Source organism: Microcoleus sp. Pol1C5 (assembly GCF_036701115.1).
Classification (GTDB): domain Bacteria; phylum Cyanobacteriota; class Cyanobacteriia; order Cyanobacteriales; family Microcoleaceae; genus Microcoleus.
On the sequence record NZ_JAUBQE010000054.1, the window covers coordinates 42,972 to 59,860 of the forward strand.

The 16,889-nt window shown below is 47.1% G+C and carries 5 protein-coding genes; 4 read left to right on the forward strand and 1 reads right to left on the reverse strand.

Annotated features, from left to right (window positions below; genetic code table 11):
- Positions 1 to 309 precede the first annotated feature (309 nt).
- From QUA23_RS25090 to QUA23_RS25105, 4 genes are all read left to right on the forward strand, one after another.
- A complete protein-coding gene (locus QUA23_RS25090) occupies positions 310 to 1,632 on the forward strand; it encodes an AAA-like domain-containing protein (protein ID WP_333076895.1) in 1,323 nt (440 codons plus the stop codon).
- Positions 1,633 to 1,747: 115 nt separating this feature from the next.
- Complete coding sequence (locus QUA23_RS25095; protein ID WP_333076896.1) at positions 1,748 to 5,305, forward strand: WD40 domain-containing protein; 3,558 nt, start codon at positions 1,748 to 1,750, stop codon at positions 5,303 to 5,305.
- A gap of 27 nt (positions 5,306 to 5,332) precedes the next feature.
- Positions 5,333 to 8,890: an AAA-like domain-containing protein gene (locus QUA23_RS25100; RefSeq protein WP_333110558.1), complete on the forward strand. Its 3,558-nt coding sequence runs from the start codon at positions 5,333 to 5,335 to the stop codon at positions 8,888 to 8,890.
- 27 nt (positions 8,891 to 8,917) lie between these two features.
- Entirely contained in the window at positions 8,918 to 12,481 is a 3,564-nt protein-coding gene (locus QUA23_RS25105; protein WP_333110561.1) for an AAA-like domain-containing protein, read from the forward strand.
- A 264-nt stretch (positions 12,482 to 12,745) separates the two neighbouring features.
- On the opposite strand, the gene QUA23_RS25110 is transcribed toward QUA23_RS25105, so the two are convergent.
- A complete protein-coding gene (locus QUA23_RS25110) occupies positions 12,746 to 16,015 on the reverse strand; it encodes a DUF4347 domain-containing protein (RefSeq protein ID WP_333110564.1) in 3,270 nt (1,089 codons plus the stop codon).
- Between the last annotated feature and the right edge of the window lie 874 nt (positions 16,016 to 16,889).

Here is a 16,889-nt window from a genome sequence, read left to right on the forward strand (position 1 = left end):
CACCAGATTTAACGAATGTCACGGATTTAACTTAATGAAGAGAACCATTCTCAAAAACCTGTGGAGGTGGGTTCACTCTTGTACCCTTGAAGAGTGCAGACAGGTTAAATACACCCGCCCCCACCCCGCGAGGGAATTATTTATTATTGACAGTGATACTCTTCGCGGAGATTTAACCTATTTGACCAATTACCCCATGAAAAATGTCGCAACAGGATCGTGTCGCAATCCCATAGGCGATCGCTCTGAGCTTTACACTCAATCATAAGTGATAATATCAACGATACACTTATATGGTTATTACCAGTTATGACGATAGATGAGGTACTACAGCTAACTCGTGTGCGGTTACAAAAAGATTTATATCCAGTACAAGAAATCATACTCCGCCAAGTTTGGGAAGGAAAGACTTATACAAGTATCGCATCTGCCTCTCATTACGGAGAGCATTACCTGAGAAACATCGCCTCATCCTTGTGGCAATCTCTCTCTCAAATCTTCCAGACATCTATTAGCAAATCAAATTTCCGCTCTTGTGTAGAATCACGTTCCCTTACCACAGAGGAACGAGAATTAATTGAAGAATTCACCCGCAGCCAATGCCTCGCAACACCTTTAGAATTTCCCGGCTCTCCCGTGCCCCTCGGTTCGCCATTCTATATCCATCACCCGCTAATTGAAGAACTGGCCTACCGAGAGATTACTAAACCTGGAAGTGTGCTGCGGATTAAAGCTCCCAGGAAGATGGGAAAAAGTTCCCTTCTGCTAAGGATTTTAGAGCGCGGGACTTCTCTTGACTATCGAACTGTAAGTTTAGATTTTCAGCAAGCCGAGGAAGCTGTTTTAGACAACCTCGATAAATTTTTACGCTGGTTTTGTGCCAACATCAGCCGTCACCTAGAATTACCACCTCTATTAGATGATTATTGGGATGAAGACATGGGTAGCAAAGTAAGCTGCACCATCTATTTGCAACAATATGTATTAGCAGAAATCAGTACCCCTATCGTCTTAGCTTTAAATGAAGTCAATAGAATTTTTGAGTATCCAAAAATTGCCCGAGAATTTTTGCCGCTGCTGCGAAGCTGGCATGAAGAAGCAAAGCGGATTGAAACTTTGGGAAAACTGCGGTTAATCGTTCTTCACTCCACAGAAATTTATATTCCTTTAAAGCTCACTGAATCGCCTTTTAATGTCGGTTTACCACTGCAATTGCCCTATTTTACAGAAGAGCAGATACTTGCTTTAGCCCAGCGTCACGGAGTCGATTGGACAGATAGCCCCGATGCCGAGCGACTGATGGCAATGGTGGGGGGACATCCTTATCTGGTGCGGCTAGCTCTTTACAACCTCTGTCAAAACAGTGTAACCCTAGATCAGCTACTACAAGAAGCTCCCACCATAGCGGGGATTTATAAAGATTACTTGCGGAGTTTTTGGGCAACATTGCAAGAGTATCCCGAACTTGCGGTTGCACTTAAACAAGTGGTAAAATCGGAACACGGAGTGGAATTAGATCCGATAGTGGCTTCTAAATTATTTAGTATGGGGCTGATTCATATCGATAACAACCGCTGTACGCTAAGCTGCGAGTTGTACCGCATCTATTTTGGTTCGCACAACTTGATTTAGAGCGAGGTTTGAGAGTTTATTTGCGTAAATTATTTTAGAAGGAAGCGATGGCACCACATCATCACCTCTCCATAAACTCACTAAATACTTACATTTAAATTAATCCATAAACGGCATGACCAAGGTTACATACCAAATTGGTGGCAGTCTCGCCAGTGATGCGCCTACCTATGTCGAACGACAAGCAGATATCCAACTTTATGAAGCCTTAAAACGACGCGAGTTTTGCTACGTTCTCAATTCCCGGCAAATGGGCAAATCTTCCCTTCTCGTTCGCACCCTGCACCGACTGCAAGCCGAAGGATTTCTATGCAGCACGATCGACATGACCCGCATCGGTAGCGAAAACATTACTCCTTTACAGTGGTATAAAGGAATTGTTGGGGATTTGTGGCGCAGTTTCAATCTGGTAGGAAAAATTAATTTAAAAACCTGGTGGCAAGAACAAGAAGAAGTTTCTCTCCTGCAAAGATTGAGTCAATTTATTGAAGATGTATTATTAGCGAAATTCCCTAACGAGCAAATTTTTATATTTGTCGATGAGATTGATAGTATTTTAAGCTTAGATTTTCCCGTCGATGACTTTTTTGCCTTGATTCGTTATTGTTACAACCAACGAGCCATTAATCCCGCCTACAATCGGATTACATTCGCGATTTTCGGAGTGGCTACACCCAGCGATTTAATCGCCGATAAAAATCGGACACCTTTTAATATCGGACAAGCAGTAGATTTGCCCGGTTTTTCCTGGGAAGAAGCCTCTCCTTTAAGTCAAGGGCTAGAGAGTGTAGTTAGTAATGCCGAGGCAATTATCAAATCAATATTAGCTTGGACTTCGGGGCAACCATTCCTGAGCCAAAAGCTGTGTCAATTGATAGTAATAGCGGCGCGAGAATCTCACAGTGACCTGCTGACAATTCCACCGGGAACTGAAGGATTTTTTGTGGAATCGGTTGTGCGATCGCACATCATCCAGAATTGGGAATCTCAAGACGAACCAGAGCATTTAAAGACGATCCGCGATCGCATCCTGAGAAATGAGCAACGTGCTGGAAGACTACTAGGCATCTATCAAAAAATCTTACAAGGAGTGGAAGTACCCACCGATGACTCGCGAGAACAGGTAGAACTATTGCTGTCTGGTTTGGTAGTAAAATACCAGGGTTTTTTACAGGTAAGAAACCCCATTTATCAAGAAGTATTTAACACAAAATGGGTAGAAAAAAATCTCGCTTCCTTGCGTCCCTACTCTCAAGCCTTTGATGCTTGGATAACTTCCAAGCAGACCGATAAATCCCGACTTTTGCGCGGACAGGCCTTGAAAAATGCTCAAGCTTGGGCCCAGGGTAAAAGTTTGAGTGACTTAGATTATCAGTTTTTAGGCGCTTCTGAAGAATTAGACCGAAGAGAAATTCAGATAGGATTGGAAGCCGAACGGGCTAAAGAAATTCAAGCCAGACTAACAGAAGAACAAAAAAGGTTAGCGGTAGAGAAAAAAAGTTCAAGGCTGCAAAAATTTTTGCTTTTGGTAGTAACTATAGCATTAATTATCGCCTGTGCATTGGGGGTAGCGGTGTATTTTCAGTATCGGCAAACTGCTGTCAGCGAAATCAAAGCGATCGCCAAATCTTCCGAAGCATTATTCGCCTCAAATCAAAAATTAGACGCATTCATAGAGGCCATCAGAGGAAAGCGACAACTGCAAAAGTTAGGTGCTGTAGACCCAGAGATCGAACGTTCAGTTAAAGAAGCTCTGCATCAAGCTGTTTATGGAGCAGTAGACTATAACCACTTATCGGGGCATAACAATGTGGTTAATGATGTAACTTTCAGCCCTGATGGGGAACTCATAGCCTCAGCTTCTGCCGATAAAACCATCGATCTTTGGGAAAAAGACGGTACAAAACTAGGAATACTTCAAGGGCACAACAATGCAGTTTGGGGAGTCGTATTTAACCCCAGAGGCGATCTAATTGCTTCTGGTTCTGGGGATAACACAGTTAAACTTTGGCGCCAAAATACTACAAATTCACCAAAGGTCAAGCCGAGTTATACCTTGTGGCAGACTTTAAAAGGACATACCAATAATATTTCACAAGTCGCGATCGCTCCTAACAACCAGATTATTGCTTCCGCTTCTAAAGATAAAACAATTAAACTCTGGAGTACAGACGGCAAACTGCTGAGAACTCTCACCGGACATACAGATGAAGTTGACAGCGTTGCCTTTAGCCCTGACAGTCAAACCATTGCATCTGCTTCTAAAGATCAAACCATCAAACTCTGGAATACAGACGGTAAACTGATCGGAACCCTCACCGGGCATACGGATAGAGTCAAGAATGTTGCCTTCAGCCCTCAAGGAAATTTTATCGCCTCGGCGAGTTGGGATAAAACGGTCAAACTTTGGCACCTTGATGGAACTTTAATTCAAACCCTAACTGGACACAGCGATGCCGTGACCAAAATCGCTTTTAACCCTCAAGGTGGTTTGCTTGCCTCGGCAAGTCTAGACAGAACAGTCAAACTTTGGAAACTTGACGGGACTCTGGTAAAAACCCTGTTAGTCGCTAAAGATGTCGTCTCTGGATTGGCTTGGAGTCCTGACGGGAAAATCTTTGCCTCATCCAGTTGGGATGGCCCGATCGCACTTTGGAAACTTGATGATAGTTTGCTTAAGACTCTTAACGGACATCAAGCATCAATTTACACCATAAAATTTAGTCCTGATGGTAAGACAATTGCCACCGCCAGTCGTGATAATACCGTTAAACTTTGGCGGCTTAATGGTAGCTTAATTCGCACTTTTCCCAAACAATCTGATAAAGTTTTCGGAGTAGATTTCAGCCCAAACGGAGACACGATTGCTACAGGCGGTTATGACGGCACTGTTCGATTGTGGCGACTAGATGGAACCTTAATCAAGACTTTTACTGGACATCAAGGTAGAGTTTTCGCGGTTGATTTCCATCCAGACGGGCAGTCACTCGCCTCGGTGGGTGAGGACAAAACAGTTAAAGTCTGGAGGATTGACGGCACCCAATTGGTAACTCTCAAAGGACATACCGATTACATTAACGGAGTGGCATTTAGCCCCGACGGACAAGTTATTGCCTCTGGTAGCGTGGACGGCACTGTCAAACTTTGGCAGTGGGATAATGCGATCGCATTTGGAAAGCCCAGCTACAAGCTTCTACACACTTTAACAAGCCATCGCCGTCAGGTAGCTGGAGTGGCATTTAGCCCTGACGGCAAGACTCTCGCTTCAGCAGGTATGGATAGCATGGTGAGACTTTGGCGGTTGGATGGTACAGAAATTAGAGCTTTAAAGGGACACAAAAATGGGGTATTCGGAGTGGCATTTAGCCCCGATGGCAAGACTCTCGCTTCAGCAAGTTTTGACGGCACTGTTAAACTTTGGAGGTACGATGGTCAAGAGCTTGAAACCTTAAAAGGACATAGCGATGGGGTATTCGGAGTGACATTTAGCCCTGATGGGAAGTTAGTCGCTTCAGCCAGTCAGGATACCACAGCAATTGTGTGGAATCTAGAGCGAATTTTCCAGCTCGATTTCCTCCAGTATGGATGCGATTGGGTCGGAAATTATTTGCGAACAAATGCTGATGTGAAGGAGGAAGATAGACATTTGTGTGATGCCGTGGGCGATCGCTAAATTATCCGAAACAATGAACTATCAATTATGAAAGATTACTCTTACCAAATTGGTGGCAGTCTCACAACTGATGCGCCTACATACGTCGAACGACAAGCAGATATCGAACTTTATGATGCCTTAAAACGAGGCGAGTTTTGCTACGTCCTCAATTCCCGGCAAATGGGCAAATCTTCCCTTCTCGTTCGCACCCTGCACCGATTGCAAGCAGAAGGATTTCAATGCAGCACGCTCGACATGACTCGCATCGGTAGCGAAAACATTACTCCTTTACAATGGTACAAAGGAATCGTTGGCGATTTGTGGCGCAGCTTTAATTTATTAGGAAAAGTTAATTTAAAAACTTGGTGGCAAGAACAAGAAGAAGTTTCTCTCCTGCAAAGATTGAGTCAATTTATTGAAGATATTTTATTGACCGGATTTGCGGAGGAGCGAATTATTATATTTGTCGATGAGATTGATAGTATTTTAAGTTTAGATTTTGCCGTAGATGATTTTTTCGCCTTGATTCGTTTCTGCTACAATCAACGAGCTATCAATCCAGAATACAATCGAATTACCTTCGCGATTTTCGGAGTAGCTACACCCAGCGATTTAATCGCCGATAAAAATCGGACACCTTTTAATATCGGAGTGGCGATCGATTTGTCAGGATTTAGCTTAGAAGAAGCGCCACCATTAACGAAAGGGTTAGAAAATGTCATAGCCAATCCGCAGGCAGTTCTCAAAGAAATCTTATATTGGACGGGAGGACAGCCATTTTTAACCCAAAAAATATGTGAATTAGTAGTAAAAAGGGCGGGGAAAGCCCACAGCGGTGATTTAAAAATACCACCGGGAACCGAGGGTTTTTTTGTGGAATCGTTGGTGAGAGAAAACATCATCAATAAATGGGAATCGCAAGATGAACCTGAGCATTTAAAGACAATTCGCGATCGCATTATTGGCAACGAAAAACTCACTGCACGTAGCTTAGGCATCTATCAACACCTCTTACAATCTGGTGAAAATGAAGCGGATGATAGTCGAGAGCAGATCGAATTGCTGCTATCAGGTTTGGTAGTAAAGCAACAAGGTTTTTTAAAGGTCAGCAACCCGATTTATCAAGCAGTGTTTCACCTACAATGGGTAGAAAAACAGTTAGAGCAACTGCGTCCTTACTCCCAAGCTTTCAACGCTTGGATCGCTTCAAAACAAACCGATGAATCGCGATTGTTGCGCGGACAATCGTTAAAAGACGCTTCCTACTGGGCCCAGGGAAAAAGTTTGAGCGATTTGGATTATCACTTTTTAGCCGCTTCTGGTGAATTAGACAGGCTGGAAGTGCAGCAAGCGCTGGAAGCGGCGAGGCTCAGAGAAGTTGAAGCCAGACTCGCAGAAGAACGCAAGCGGTTGGTTTTAGAGCGAGAGACAGCGAAGCGGCAGCGAAGATTTCTTGGGGCGCTCAGCGGAGCGCTAATAGTTGCGATCGCCTTTGGCATTCTCGCCCTTTGGCAATATCATTACGCCATCACCAGCGAGCAGCAAGCCCGGATCAGCGAAATTCAAGCTCTATCCTCCTCATCTGCAGGGCAATTCGCCTCCCAACAGCGATTAGATGCCCTTGTGAGCGCCATCAAAGCCAGACGCAAGATCGATAGCCTAGCTAATTCCAGCCCCCAGTTGCCCTCTCAAGTTCGACAAGTCCTGCAACAAGCCATCTATGGAACGGCAGAATTCAATCGCCTGTTGGGGCATTCCAGCCCGGTTCTGGCAGTTGATGCCAGCCCAGACGGTCAACTCATCGCCACCGGAGGCGGCGACCAAACAGCCAAGATCTGGCAACGGGATGGCACCTTGCTGCACACTCTCCAACACACGATCAGCAGCGTCTACGCCCTTCATTTTAGTCCCGACAGCCAGCGCCTGGTAACATCCAGCGTGGACGGCAACATTTATCTGTGGAGTCGGGAAGGCAAACTGCTCAAAACCTTTCAGGGACAAAAGGCTGCGATTTGGGCGATCGCCGTGAGTCCAGACGGTCAGCGCATCGCCTCCGCCAGTGAAGACAGCACCATTCGCCTGTGGGACTTTAATGGCAAACCGCTCAAAACCCTTAGCGGACATCAAGGTGCAGTTTGGGGTGTTGCCTTTAGCCCGGATGGAAACCTCCTCGCCTCTAGCAGCACAGATAATACGGTCAAGGTTTGGACTCTAGACGGTGAACTGGTGAGAACCCTGGAAGGTCACAGCGCAATCGTTTGGGACGTTGAGTTCGCTTTAATTGCCGACAATAGCGGCACCAAACGTCCCGCCATCATCTCTGCCAGCGCTGACAACACTGTCAAACTCTGGCAACCCGACGGAACCCTGCTACGAACTCTTAGCGGTCACAGTTCGGAAGTGTTTGAAATCGCCGTCAGTACAGCAGGCGATGTGATTGCTTCCACCAGCGCCGACGGAACCATCAACCTCTGGAAACCGGACGGGACGCTGTTAAAAGTCCTCAAAGGTCATCAATCTGGAATTCGAGGCGTTACCTTTATTCCCAACAGTCAAATGGTTGTCTCTGCCAGCGACGACAATACCGCTCGACTTTGGAATCCGACCAACCCCTTCTCGAAAGTCCTGTACGGACATGGCGGCACGATTTGGGATGTGGATTTCAGCCCGGACGGTCAAATGCTAGCCTCCGCCGGTTCGGATGGCAGCTTCAAACTGTGGGCGCGAGACGGCACGTTGCTGAAGTCTTTTGCCGCAGATAAGGCTGCCGTTCGCTCCGTTGCTTTCCTCTCTGGTACCAATCCTGCGATCGCACCTTTCCTTGCTACCGCTAGTGAAGATAAAACAATTAAATTCTGGCAGTTCGACGGGACGCTGCTGAAAACCATAACAGGTCATGAAGCTGGAGTTTGGGATATCTCCCCAAGTCCAGATGGTCGGCTAATGGCTTCTGCTAGCAACGATAAAACCGTGAAACTGTGGAACAAAGACGGCTCTTTGCTGAAAACTTTCACAGGGCATCGGGCTAGAGTTTACGATGTGGACTTTACCCCTGACGGACAGAGGCTGCTTTCAGCTAGTAGCGACAGCACTGCTCGGTTGTGGAGTCTTGACGGTAGGTTTTCCAAGACTCTAGAGGGTCATCGCAGCCCTGTTTGGGAAGTTGCCATCAGTCCAGACGGTCGCACTTTGGCAACTGCCAGCAGGGATGACACGATTAAAATCTGGACGATCGATGGTACGTTGCTCAAAACCATCAAGGGAAATACTAGAGGCATGATGGCAGTTGATTTCAGTCCTGATGGTCTAATACTGGTGGGGGGAGGCTCAACTGGCGCACTCAAACTCTGGAAAACCGACGGGACAGAAATCACGACGCTAACTGGACATGAAGGGAACGTTTGGGGAGTTGCGTTTAGTCCCGATGGCAAACAGATTGCCTCGGTTGGGGACGATTGCACTGTCATTTTGTGGGATGTGGAACGAATTCTCAAACTCGATGAACTGGCTTATGCGTGCGATCGCGTGCGAGATTATCTGCGAACAAATGCCGAGGTGAAGGAAGAGGACAGACATTTGTGCGATGCCGTGGGCGATCGCTAAATTATCCGAAACCAGGAACTATCAATTATGAAAGATTACTCTTACCAAATTGGTGGCAGTCTCACAACTGATGCGCCTACATACGTCGAACGACAAGCAGATATCGAACTTTATGATGCCTTAAAACGAGGCGAGTTTTGCTACGTCCTCAATTCCCGGCAAATGGGCAAATCTTCCCTTCTCGTTCGCACCCTGCACCGATTGCAAGCAGAAGGATTTCAATGCAGCACGCTCGACATGACTCGCATCGGTAGCGAAAACATTACTCCTTTACAATGGTACAAAGGAATCGTTGGCGATTTGTGGCGCAGCTTTAATTTATTAGGAAAAGTTAATTTAAAAACTTGGTGGCAAGAACAAGAAGAAGTTTCTCTCCTGCAAAGATTGAGTCAATTTATTGAAGATATTTTATTGACCGGATTTGCGGAGGAGCGAATTATTATATTTGTCGATGAGATTGATAGTATTTTAAGTTTAGATTTTGCCGTAGATGATTTTTTCGCCTTGATTCGTTTCTGCTACAATCAACGAGCTATCAATCCAGAATACAATCGAATTACCTTCGCGATTTTCGGAGTAGCTACACCCAGCGATTTAATCGCCGATAAAAATCGGACACCTTTTAATATCGGAGTGGCGATCGATTTGTCAGGATTTAGCTTAGAAGAAGCGCCACCATTAACGAAAGGGTTAGAAAATGTCATAGCCAATCCGCAGGCAGTTCTCAAAGAAATCTTATATTGGACGGGAGGACAGCCATTTTTAACCCAAAAAATATGTGAATTAGTAGTAAAAAGGGCGGGGAAAGCCCACAGCGGTGATTTAAAAATACCACCGGGAACCGAGGGATTTTTTGTGGAAACGGTGGTGAGAGAAAACATCATCAATAACTGGGAATCGCAAGATGAGCCAGAGCATTTAAAGACAATTTGCGATCGCATCCTTCGCAACGAACAACGTGCCGGCAGATTGCTAGGTATTTATCAGCAAATTTTACAAAGCGTAGGGGCGATGCCCCCGTGCCCGCCCGTCCCAACAGATGACAGCCGAGATCAAATCGAACTATTGCTATCGGGTTTAGTGGTAAAAAAGCCAGGATATTTGCAGGTAAAAAACAGAATTTATCAAGAAGTATTTAATCTCGAATGGGTAGAAAAACACTTAGGGCAACTGCGCCCTTACTCCCAACTATTTGATGCTTGGATAGCTTCCAAACAACAAGACGAATCGCGACTGTTGCGCGGACAAGCGCTGAAAGACGCTCAATCCTGGGCGCCCGGTAAAAGTTTGAGCGATTTGGACTATCAATTTTTAGCCGCTTCTGGTGAATTAGACAAGTTGGAAATGCAGCAAGCACTGGAAGCAGAACGATTAAAAGAAGTCGAAGCACGACTGGTAGAAGAACGCAAGCGCGTAGCTTATCAAAGAAAGACAGCACAGCGACAGCGCAAGTTTATTGCAGCGTTGAGTGGGTTGCTGATAGTTGCGATCGCATCCGCCATTTTTGCCCTCTGGCAATATTACCGCGCCGCCACCAGCGAAGTTCAAGCCCTCAGCATCTCCTCCACAGGGCAATTCGCCTCCCAACAGCGATTAGACGCCCTAGTCACTGCCATCAAAGGCAGACGCAGGCTCGACAGCCTCCCTAATTCGGACCCCCAGTTGCGATCGCAAGTTCGACAAGTGCTGCAACAGGCCATCTACGGAACGGCAGAATTCAATCGCCTGACGGGGCATTCCAGCCTGGTTCTGGGCCTTGATGTCAGCCCAGACGCCCAACTCATCGCCACCGGAGGCGGCGATCGAACAGTCAAGGTGTGGCAGCGGGACGGTGCGCTGCTTCACAACCTGCAACATCCGGCTGCTGTCTTCGGGCTTAAATTCAGTCCCGACAGCCAGCGCCTGGTTACATCCAGTCTCAACGGCAGCATTTATCTGTGGGATCGGGACGGCAAGCTCCTCAAAACCTTTCAGGGACACAGCGCTGCGATATGGGATATGGCCGTCAGTCCCGGCGGCGATCGCATTGCCACTGCCAGCGAAGACAGCACGATTCGCCTGTGGGACTTTAATGGCAAACTGCTGGAGACACTAAGCGGACATCAAGGTGGGGTTTGGGGTCTTGCCTTCAGTTCGGATGGAAACCTGCTCGCCTCTAGCAGCACCGACGGTACGGTCAAGGTCTGGACGAAGGACGGCAAACTGGTGAGAACTCTGGAAGGGCACGCGGCTGCCGTTTGGGACGTTAAGTTCGCCTTCCTCGCAGACAGTGACGGCACAAAACGTCTCGCTATTCTCTCTGCCAGCGCTGACAACACGGTTAAAATCTGGCAGCTCGACGGAACGCTGCTACGAACTCTCAGGGATCACAGTTCGGAAGTGTTGGAAATTACCGTCAGCGATACAGGCGATGTCATTGCTTCTGCCAGCGCAGACGGAACTATCAACCTCTGGAAGCCGGACGGGACGCTTTTGAAAGTCCTCAAAGGGCATCAATCTGGAATTCGCGGCGTTATCTTTATTCCCAACACTCAAATCGCTGTCTCCGCCAGCGACGACAATACCGTCCGGCTATGGAACCCGACAAACCCTTTCTCGAAAGTCCTGTACGGACATAGCGGCATCATTTGGGATGTGGACTTCAGCCAGGACAGTCAGATGTTAGCTTCAGCCGGTTCGGATGGCAGCTTCAAAGTGTGGGCAAAAGACGGTACGTTGCTGAAGTCTTGGGCGGAAGACAAGGCTCCCGTTTACTCGGTTGCTTTCGTCTCTCCTGCTAGCTTTGCCAAAGAAGATATCTCGCCTGTACTCGCTTTTGCTGGTACAGATAAAACTATTAAACTCTGGCAGTTCGACGGGACGCTGCTGAAAAGCATAACAGGACATGGGGCGAGCGTTTGGGATGTCTCCGTCAGTCCAGACGGTCAGTTCCTCGCTTCTGCCAGCGACGACAAAACCGTGAAACTGTGGAAGCCAGACGGCACTTTGCTGAAAACGCTCACAGGACATCAGGCTAGGGTTTACGATGTGGACTTTACCCCCGACGGAAACACGCTGGTTTCTGTCAGTGCAGATGGCACAGTTCGGTTGTGGAGTTTGGACGGTCGCTTGAACAAGACTTTGAAAGGTCATCGCAGTGGAATTTGGGAAGTGGCTGTCAGTCCAGACGGTCGGACTTTGGCAAGTGCGAGCATGGATGACACGATTAAACTTTGGACGATCGATGGCACGTTGCTGAAAACCATCAAGGGAAATACTAGAGGCATGATGGCGGTTGATTTCAGTTCAGACGGTCAAATGCTGGTGGCGGGAGGCGCATCTGGCGCAGTCAAACTCTGGAAAATTGACGGCACGGAAATAACGATGCTAACCCGACATGAGGGGAATGTGTGGGCGGTGGCGTTTAGTCCCGATGGCAAACAGATTGCTTCTGTTGGGGACGATCGTACTGTCATTTTGTGGGATGTGGAGCGCATTCTCAAACTCGATGAACTGGCTTATGCGTGCGATCGCGTGCGAGATTATCTGCGAACCAATGCCGATGTGAAGGAGGAAGATAGACAATTGTGCGATCGTATAAAAACGCAATAATATCAAGTTCGCTTTATTAGGATTAATAGATTAATATGTGTGGCTATAGCATCAGAAGATTAGAGGATATTTATCATGCTTGACTACTTTTTATTGAAATATAGTATAATACTAAATCCGGCTTAACTACTCCCTTTATCTCTCAGTCTGCAGAGGCGGACTTCGTTTTTGTAGGGGCAATTTCCCCGTGGTTGCCCTGGTTTCAACCGCCGAAGGATACGCAGAACGATCGAGGATATAGCCAAACCGGATTTAGTATAATAACTACAGAGGAATGAAATCGCTAGCGGTAAGAATACCGGGGGTAATATTGTTAAGCTTCGCCAACAATTGATTGGTGTCTGTCACAGTAATCAAAGTTTGATTGTTGCTGGAAGTAATACTGAGTTGATTAAAACTCAAATCAGAATTCAACCCAATTAAATCCTCTCCCTTGCGGAAATCATTAATGATGTCGCTACCCACACTTTGATTGAGGAAAAACACATCATTTCCCGAACCTCCCGTCAATGTATCGTCCCCAACATCCCCGGAAAGGAAATCGGCACCGCTGCCACCGCTGAGAATATCATTACCTTTACCGCCGTACAAGGTATCGTTACCGATGTCGCCACAGAGCACATCGTTTTCATTGCCGCCAAACAGCAAGTCGTTGCCCTCACCGCCATCGAGACTGTCGTTTTCCTTGCCTCCGTACAGCGTGTCAAGTCCCTCCTCACCAAACATCAGGTCTGCACCTTCATTGCCAAAGGCAATATCGTTGCCGTTTCCGGCATTAATTGTGTCATTTCCTAAGTTGCCTAAAATGTAGTCGTCCCCATCTTCACCCAGCAAGATATCGTCATCTTTACCGCCGAAAATGCTGTCGTTGCCAACGCCGCCGGCAACTGTATCATTGCCGAGATCTCCCCTCAACAAGTCCTCGCCATCGGCGCCGACAACAGTGTCAGGATCTTTGCCAGCGTAGATGGTATCGTTGCCAGCGCCGCCAGAGATGAAATCGCTGCCTTCATTGCCGAAGATTGAGTCGTTATCTGCTGCGCCGTCAATGTTGTCATTGCCGCCCATGCCGTAGAGAGTATCGTTGCCGGCTTGTCCGTTAATTGAGTCGTTGATGCCACCGCCCATGATGAAATCGGTAGTGTCGCCGCCGTTGATAGTTTGTTGGACGGGGTTGGGGGTGATGCTGGCAGGATCTAGTTGCGGCGCGTTGAGGCTATCGAGTAGGCAATCATCTACCGCCGGAGTTGGGGTGGGCGTGGGTGTCGGTTCGGGTGTGGGCGTGGGTGTCGGTTCGGGTGTAGGCGTGGGAGTTGGTTCCGGTGTCGGAGTGGGAGTTGGTTCCGGTGTGGGCGTGGGAGTTGGTTCCGGTGTCGGAGTTGGCGTCGGAGTTGGCGTCGGAGTTGGAGTGGGAGTTGGCGTCGGAGTGGGAGTCGGCGTGACTGTAGCGTTAAATTCGTAAGCGCCAATATCAACGATCGCACTTCCGTTATTATCACCATCTTGAGGGCGAATGACACCACGCTGATCAGCAGCCGGCGCGCCCGCACCAGTACCGGTATCAATTGCCGGACTTCCTGTTAGCAGCGGCAGCACGAAAGCGCCGTTAATATTTTCCAAAGGGCCAAGTAAGGGGTCTGCGATCCTCACATTTGCCGTAACATTACTATCATTAGGATCTCCGGTCGTCAGTTTAGCGGGAAATTGAAGATTGTTTCCCCCGTCGATGAGCTCCCGTCCCGTGTGCTGCCTAGTTTTAAAAGAATTACTTGCCGTATTCCTATCAAAAATCGAATTCTTGACAGTAATTGGCGATTTTACCGGATCGTTAAAAGTAGCAATACCTCCCGAAAATTCAGCGGTATTCTTAGCAAAAGTCGAATTGACGATGTTAGTCGAAAAGGAATCTCTGTTAGCGACAAGCATTCCTCCGCCCTGCTTAGCAGCGCTGTTGCCGGAAAATGTACTGTTGACAATGCTGATGTTTCCATTGCCTCCCGACCACAAACCGCCCCCATTATCTTCAGCTTGGTTATTAGCAAAAGTGGAGTTTGTTACCGTAAGATCCACATTCCCGTGACGAATTCCGCCTCCAGAACCTCCAACTCCTGCTAGATCCTTAACAGCTTTATTGTTAATAAAAGTGCTATTTTCCAAAACTATCTTATCTTGAAGATAGCCAAATAAAAATCCCGCTCCTCCTTCTCTCGCTCCGATATTGCCATCAAAAACGCTGTTGCGAATAGCAATAGTTCCGGCAACGGGACCGGGGGTTGCATTCGGCCCGGAAGCATTAGCGCCATCGACGTAAACTGCCCCGCCAACGCCTTTCTCTGTGCGGTTGCCGGTGAATTTAGAGTTTTCGATCGTCATGCTGCCCAACAGGTTATTAACAGCTCCGCCGTAGCTGCCTTTGTTGTTGGTAAATTCGCTATCTCTGATAGTCAAAACACCGCCGCTTTTAGTGGCGATCGCACCGCCACCACGTTCGGTATTATCCGCTAGCGAACCGTCATTGCCGCTAAACTTGCTGTTAATTACAGTCGTCGTGCTGCGGAAACCCGTGTAAATGCCGCCACCAAAACCGGCGACATTGTTATTGACTTGGGTATTTTCTAAAGTTAAAGTGCTGCCACCTCCTGTTTGAATGCCGCCACCGGCGCTAGTTGTCTCATTATTCGGATCTGTTCCAGAAACTTTGCCGTTGGCAACAATCAGGTTTTTTAGAGTGACATTTGTTGCACCTTCTGTGCGGATTACCCGCGAAGTATTGTTGCCGCTGATGGTTAAATTGGCTGCACCAACAGCATCTATTGTCAAGTTTTTGTTGATGACAAGTTGACCGGAAGTGAGAGTAATTGTTTGGCTGGCAAGACTCGATTCAAATTGAATGGTATCGTCGGCTGCTGCGGAGGCGATCGCATTTCTCAAGGAACCGGGTCCGCTATCATTATTGTTGGTAACGGTAATAGTCTTTAAAGTCCCTTGATAATCAGCCATTGCTTCTGGAGTCAAGGCTAGCGGCGCTTCAATATCACCCTTGGCAAACTCCAAATTCCAGTTACCACCGCGGCCAGTGCGATCGCTAGATGCCGCAATATCAGCCCCGGTTAACTCGCCCAGGCGATCGACAAAATCGCTTCCCGAACCCGCCGCAACATCGCAACCATAAAGCACAATATCTGCTTTGTCGCTTAGCGCATTTCGCCAATCTTGCAACTGGCTTTCATATTGCGGCAAATTATCCGAATTCAGCGTTGCAGAACCTAGCTGCAAGCTGCCAGAATTGCCGTGAGAAAAAATGTGAACTTGGTCTACTGTTTCCCCAGCAGCAGAAATTGTTTGCAGTTTCGCAGTAATTTGCTCGACTCCGTTACCATTTTTATCTAAAATGATGAGTTCTGCACCGGGAAGCACGCCATCCGCGAGAGTTTGATAGTCATCTAAGTCGGAATAAATGAATACAATAGATTTAGAACCAGCATTGTGGAGAACAGATTGTGAATCCATGTTAGTGGCAAAAGTTGAACTCATTTCGCATACCCATGAGAATGTTTACTATTTGCTGGTAGATTCACCTTGAAAGCAGAAGGCTAGAGATGCAGAAGGCAGTAGGCAGAATTAAAACTTCGGTGATCCATGGGAGAAATTCAAATTTATTTAGGTAAGAATTTTTTATCCCTAAGTTTAATCCCCGAAGTTTCTCCATAATCAGCTTTAGCTAGGTAAGAATTGCGAGCTTTTTAGCCATTAAGGGCAGAGGATGTAATGTAAATAGTCCGGGACTGGGAACCTACCTCTATGTTTAGGTTGGCAATGCCCACCCTTAGCGATAGAAATAGTGCATCAAACCCTTTGGCTGCCTTGGCCATATCAAATTCCTCAAAGAATTTTTGCACTGCCAAAATAAAGACAATTGCTCTAGCTAGTACCTGATACATTCACCTGAGCTAAAACCAGGAAAATCGCCTAAATATTTGATTAATTTAACTTTTTTTTGTCTCAAAAAAAGTTCCTCAAAATCAGAAATTTAGTGGCTGAAAAACCTGGTTTTATTCGGGCGCTGCTGATGGCTAGCCAGATCGGGAGTGCAATCAACGGATGTCCCTCATTCTAGGTGTGGGCGATCGGCAATAAACAAGATTTATTACCGATCGCTGTTGAAAAGAATCAGATCGAGCGATCCTATTCGTTGGCGTAGCCCCCGTAGGGGCGGGCTGCGCTAACGTCATCCACCAAATTTCAGGAGTTTGAGAGCTTTCTTCACCACTTCTAAGCGGGCTGGCTGCTTATAGCGCACCCTATCCCAGGCAGTTAGAGTGTTAGCTGAGTGAAATCGCTAGCGGTAAGAATACCGGGGGTAATATTGTTAAGCTTCGCCAACAATTGATTGGTGTCTGTCACAGTA

Excerpts from the sequence above, each read along its gene's own strand:
- QUA23_RS25105 (WP_333110561.1), top strand. The coding sequence starts at position 8,918 with ATGAAAGATTACTCTTACCAAATTGGTGGCAGTCTCACAACTGATGCG.
- QUA23_RS25100 (WP_333110558.1), top strand. The coding sequence starts at position 5,333 with ATGAAAGATTACTCTTACCAAATTGGTGGCAGTCTCACAACTGATGCG.
- QUA23_RS25095 (WP_333076896.1), top strand. The coding sequence starts at position 1,748 with ATGACCAAGGTTACATACCAAATTGGTGGCAGTCTCGCCAGTGATGCG.
- QUA23_RS25110 (WP_333110564.1), bottom strand. The coding sequence starts at position 16,015 with ATGAGTTCAACTTTTGCCACTAACATGGATTCACAATCTGTTCTCCAC.
- QUA23_RS25090 (WP_333076895.1), top strand. The coding sequence starts at position 310 with ATGACGATAGATGAGGTACTACAGCTAACTCGTGTGCGGTTACAAAAA.